Below are 4,828 nucleotides of genomic sequence, written 5' to 3'. Positions count from 1 at the left end.
ACCCCCCCACCCCCCCCTCCGCCGCGGGCCGGGCGGGGGGCCGCCCCCGGGGGGCGGGCCCGGGCGCGGGCCCGCCCGACGGCCCGTCAGTCGCGCAGCAGCGCGGGCACGCCGGCCGCGTCCGGCAGGTCGTCCGGACCGGACAGCACCGTCAGCCGCTGGGTGGCCCGGGTCAGCGCCACGTAGAGCACCCGCAGCCCCGCCTCCGACTCCCCGGCGATGCCGGTCGGGTCGGCGACCACGGTCGCGTCGTACTCCAGGCCCTTGGCCTCCAGGCTGCCCAGCGCCACCACGCGCTCGCCCAGCCCCGCGGTCCAGCCGGCCGCCTCGGCCCGCCGGTCCATCGGCACCACGACGGCCACCGTGCCGTCCACCTCGCCCAGCAGCCGCTCCAGTTCGGCCCGGCACGCCGCGCCGAACGCCTCCGGCGCCGGGTCGGTCACCGCCGTGAACCGCGGCTCGACACCCACGTGCCGCACCGCGCTCGGTGACGGCGTGCCGGGCGCCGCCAGGGCCAGGACCTTGGCCGCCACCTCCGCGATCTCGGCCGGGTTCCGGTAGTTCACCGTCAGCGTGTAGCGGCGGCGCGGCTTGCCGGACAGCACGTCGTCCAGCGCGGCCTGGGCCTCCTGCGGGAACGGCCAGGAGGACTGCGCCGGGTCGCCGACGATGGTCCACGTGGCCGTCCGGGCCCGGCGGCCGATCATCCGCCACTGCATCGGGGTGAGGTCCTGCGCCTCGTCGACGATGATGTGCGCGTACTCGGTGCGCTCCAGCGGCATGCGGTCGCGCTGCCTCGACGAGCGGTCGGCGAAGGTGGTGACCTCCTCCAGCCCGGTCAGCAGGTCCACCGCGTCGACCTCGCGCACCTTCGGCCGGGCCGCCTCGCCGAGCAGCACCTGCAGCTCGTCCACCAGCGCCACGTCGTGCGCGGAGAGCGCGCCCTCGCCCTGCTCGGACAGGTGCCGCCAGGACTCGGCCAGCACCCTCGCCTCCTCGGGGGTGACGGCGCGGCGGGCGATCCGGTTGGTGTGCCGGGTCCGCTTCAGCGTGCCGAGCACCCGGCGCGGGGTGACCACGGGCCACCAGGCGTCCAGGAAGTTCAGGAACGGCGGCTCGTCCGAGACGTAGTCGTCGAAGGACTCCTTCTCCTCCTGACGCTGCTCGCGGGCGTAGTGGTCGGTGGGTCTGGGCAGGTGGCGGGTGACCTCCTGCCAGAGCGCGTCCAGCAGCAGCCGGCGGGCCCGCGGGCGGAGCAGGTTCAGCGGGGTGCCGCCCGAGCCGATGACGTTGCCGCGCACCGCCTTGAGCCGGCCGGCGTCCAGCCGCAGCACCTCGCCGCGCGCGACCACCTTCAGCTCCTGCGGCGCGCCCAGCTCCAGCACGCCCCGGGCGGCCCGGCGCAGCAGGTGCGTCATCCGGGCCGAGCCCTTGATCCGGGCCGCCTCCGGGGTGTCGTAGGTGCCCGCCTCGATGCCGTCCACCAGCGAACCGACCGCGCGGACGGCGACCTGGCCCTCCTCGCCCAGCGAGGGCAGCACGCCCTCGGTGTAGGAGACCAGCAGCGGGGTCGGCGAGACCACCAGGATGCCCCCGGCGTAGCGGCGGCGGTCCTGGTAGAGCAGGAAGGCGGCGCGGTGCAGGGCCACGGCGGTCTTGCCGGTACCGGGCCCGCCGGTGACGAGCGTGGCCCCGGCCGCGGGGGCGCGGATCACCTCGTCCTGCTCCTTCTGGATGGAGGAGACGATGTCGCGCATCGAGTGGCTGCGGGCGCGGCCCAGGGAGGCCATCAGTGCGCCGTCGCCGACCACCGCCAGTTCCTCGCCGCCCAGCGTGGGCGTGAGGTCGGGGCGGAGCAGGTCGTCCTCGACGCCGATCACCTTGCGGCCCTTGGAGCGGATCACCCGGCGGCGGATCACCCGACCGGGCTCCAGCGGGGTCGACCGGTAGAACGGCGCCGCGGCCGGGGCCCGCCAGTCGATCACCAGCGGCCCGTACTCGGCGTCCAGCACTCCGAGCCGGCCGATGTGCAGGGTCTCGGCGACGGCCGGGTCGGCCGGGTCGAGCGGGGTGTTGGAGGGGATGCCGTGCTCCTCCGGGGCATCCGGCTGTTGGAGGTCGATCCGACCGAAGAGGAAGTCCTCGAACTCGTTGTTGAGCCGCTGGAGGTGCGCGCCGGCCCGGTACACCTGGGCGTCCCGCTCGGCGAGCGCGCCGGGGGTGCCGACGTGCACGCGCTTGGCGGCGTCCTCCAGGATGTACTCGGCCTCGGCGAGTTTCTCCTCCAGGCGGTGGTAGACGGTGTCGAGGTGGCGCTGCTCCCCGGCGATCTCTCGCGCGCGGACCGTCTCGTGGTCGATGGCGGCGCTGCCCGTGTTGCTGGTGTCCGTGTTGCTCTGCATGGCCTCGGTGGTTGCGGCGGGAGTCCGGCTCTGGGAAACGAGCGGACGGAAGATCCTACGCCGCGACCGCGGTGGCGCGCCGCATCGGGAGCGAAAAACATGCAGGCCGCCCACCGCTGAGCGGTGGGCGGCCTGCACACTGTGAACATGGGGTGGTGGAGATGCCGGGAATCGAACCCGGGTCCAGTGGAGTGGATTCAGGACTTCTCCGAGCGCAGTCCGCTGTGATTTTCTCGGCCCTGGCAGTCACGCGGACAAGCCGCCAACAGGCCCAGCTACTGTTTGATTTCCCATCCACCCCCGCAGCCCGGGTGGACGGTTGAGTTCCCTAGATTATGCCAGGGTCCGGGTCGGGAACTCCCCGGTCTGACACCCAAGCGCTATCGGAGCTTATTAGGCAGCGAGAGCGAACTGCTGGGAATCGCTCTTAGAGTTGGCGATTATTTGTTTGCGACACGTGGTTAACGAGATCATTGCCGCGTTCCTCGGCTCGCTTCTCCTGTTTCGACTTCCCCTGTCGAAACCGATCATCCCCATGTTTTTTTGAGAAACAACAGGACGTTGACCGTCCGTGGTGCTGCCGCCATACTACGCGAGGCGACGGGCGAGGGTCCAGCCGATTAACGCCGAGCCGTCCGTGTCAGCTCTGACGCCGGCGGGCCGCCGCCACCGCGCGGGCCGTCTCGCGGGTGTCCTGCTTCTCCCTCAGGGTCTGCCGCTTGTCGTAGAGCTTCTTGCCGATCGCGAGCGCCAGTTCGAGCTTCACCCGGCCGTCCTTGAAGTACAGCGAGAGCGGGACGAGGGTGTGGCCCGCGTCCCGGACCTTCGCCTCGATCTTCTGGATCTCCATCCTGTGCAGGAGCAGCTTGCGCTTGCGCCGTGCCGCGTGGTTGGTCCACGTCCCCTGGGTGTACTCGGGGATGAAGACGTTGTCGATCCACGCCTCGTGGTTCTGGATGTACGCGTAGCCGTCGACCAGGTTGGCCCGACCCTCGCGCAGTGACTTCACCTCGGTGCCGGTGAGCACGAGACCGCACTCGTAGGTGTCGAGGATGGTGTACTCGTGTCGCGCCTTCTTGTTCTGCGCGATCAGCTTCTGTCCGGTTTCCTTTGCCATAGCGTCGGCCATTCTCGCACTTCGGGGCCGGTCGGGGCAGCCCCTTTTGGGCGCGCGCGCCGGGGTTCAGGCGCGGGTGCCCAGGCCGGCGAGCACCCGCAGGGCGAGTCCGGCGGTGTCCTCGGCGTCGGCCGCGGGCACGTCCGGGGCCAGGCCGGTGCCCTCCGGGGAGCGGCCGGCCGGGGTGAAGTAGCGGCCGACGGTCAGTTCCAGCACCGCGCCGTCGGCGAGCCGGCTGGGCTGCTGCACGGTGCCCTTGCCGAACGTCCTGCTCCCGACCACCACGGCCCGGCCGCGGTCCTGGAGCGCTCCGGTGAGCAGCTCGGCGGCGCTCATCGTGCCGCCGTCCACCAGGACGACGAGCGGTGTGCGCTGGTCCCCGCCGGGCGGGGCGGTCAGCTCGCGCGTCCCCCCGCGGTCCTGGTAGGAGCCGACCGGGCCGCCGTCCAGGAAGACCCCGGCGGTGCCGGCGGCCTCCTCGACCAGCCCGCCGGAGTTGCCGCGCAGGTCGAGCACCACCCCGGCCCGCGCGTCACGCACGGCGGCCCGGACCTGCTCGGCCACCCCGCTGGTGAAGGCCCGGACGGTGACCCGGACGACGCCGCCCGCCAGGCGTTCGGCGGCCACCTGCTGACTGTCCAGCAGAGCCCGGCGCAGGCGCACCTCGCGGACCTCGCCCTCCCCCCGCTGCACCGCCAGGACCACCTCGGAGCCGACCTGCCGCTCGCCGTCCTCGCGTCCGCGCAACCGGGCGACCACCTCGGTGACGGGCAGGTGGTCGGCCTGGTCGGCGCCGATCCGCAGCAGCCGGTCGCCGACCGCGATCCCGGCGGCGGCGGCGGGCCCGGCGGGCTGCACCCGGGAGACGGCGGTGGCGCCGTCCTGGCCGCGGCCGACCGAGAGGCCGACCCCGACGTAGCGACCGCCCAGGCCCTGGCTGAACTCGGCGTACTCCTGCGCGCTGTAGTAGGCGCCCCAGCGGTCGCCGACCGCACCGATGAGGTGCTCGGCCTGCTGTTCGGACAGGTCGGCGCCGGCCGGGTCCTGGCCCGCCCCGAGGGTCGCGGCGGCGACCCGGGCGGTGTCCGCCGACGGCGGCCGGCCCGGCGTGCCCGGCTCCCCCCAGGCGCCGGTGGCGGCGCCGGCCAGCAGCACCACACCGAACACCAGGCTGAGGGTGGCCACCTGACGGGCCCCGCGCGGAGTTACTGGCATGGAATCGGAGTGTAGGCGCAGCGCGGAGCACACCGGGCCGGAACGGTGGGCGGCGGAACGGCGGCGGCCCCGGACGGCGCAGTGCCGTCCGGGG

3 protein-coding genes and 1 other RNA gene are annotated in these 4,828 nt (G+C 73.4%); all 4 read right to left on the bottom strand.

Annotated elements, in window-relative coordinates:
- Positions 1–86: 86 nt before the first annotated feature.
- Positions 87–2,402, bottom strand: coding sequence for a UvrD-helicase domain-containing protein (locus ACFWOG_RS39600; protein ID WP_329952510.1), 2,316 nt, complete (start codon positions 2,400–2,402; stop codon positions 87–89).
- A 153-nt stretch (positions 2,403–2,555) separates the two neighbouring features.
- Positions 2,556–2,937, bottom strand: a transfer-messenger RNA (tmRNA) gene (gene ssrA / locus ACFWOG_RS39595).
- Between the two features lie 105 nt (positions 2,938–3,042).
- Positions 3,043–3,519 carry an SsrA-binding protein SmpB gene (gene smpB / locus ACFWOG_RS39590; RefSeq protein WP_329883580.1) on the bottom strand — a complete coding sequence of 159 codons (477 nt, stop codon included), beginning with the start codon at positions 3,517–3,519 and terminating at the stop codon, positions 3,043–3,045.
- Between the two features lie 66 nt (positions 3,520–3,585).
- Positions 3,586–4,734, bottom strand: coding sequence for a S41 family peptidase (locus tag ACFWOG_RS39585; RefSeq protein WP_355399116.1), 1,149 nt, complete (start codon positions 4,732–4,734; stop codon positions 3,586–3,588).
- Positions 4,735–4,828 lie beyond the last annotated feature (94 nt).

The sequence above is a fragment of the Kitasatospora sp. NPDC058406 genome (genome assembly GCF_042722765.1).
Classification (GTDB): Bacteria; Actinomycetota; Actinomycetes; order Streptomycetales; family Streptomycetaceae; genus Kitasatospora.
The sequence above is the reverse complement of the archived record's forward strand: the minus strand, read 5'-3'. Positions and strand labels throughout refer to the sequence as shown.

Coding starts and splice junctions, on each gene's coding strand:
- ACFWOG_RS39600 (WP_329952510.1), bottom strand. CDS start 2,402: ATGCAGAGCAACACGGACACCAGCAACACGGGCAGCGCCGCCATCGAC.
- smpB (WP_329883580.1), bottom strand. CDS start 3,519: ATGGCAAAGGAAACCGGACAGAAGCTGATCGCGCAGAACAAGAAGGCG.
- ACFWOG_RS39585 (WP_355399116.1), bottom strand. CDS start 4,734: ATGCCAGTAACTCCGCGCGGGGCCCGTCAGGTGGCCACCCTCAGCCTG.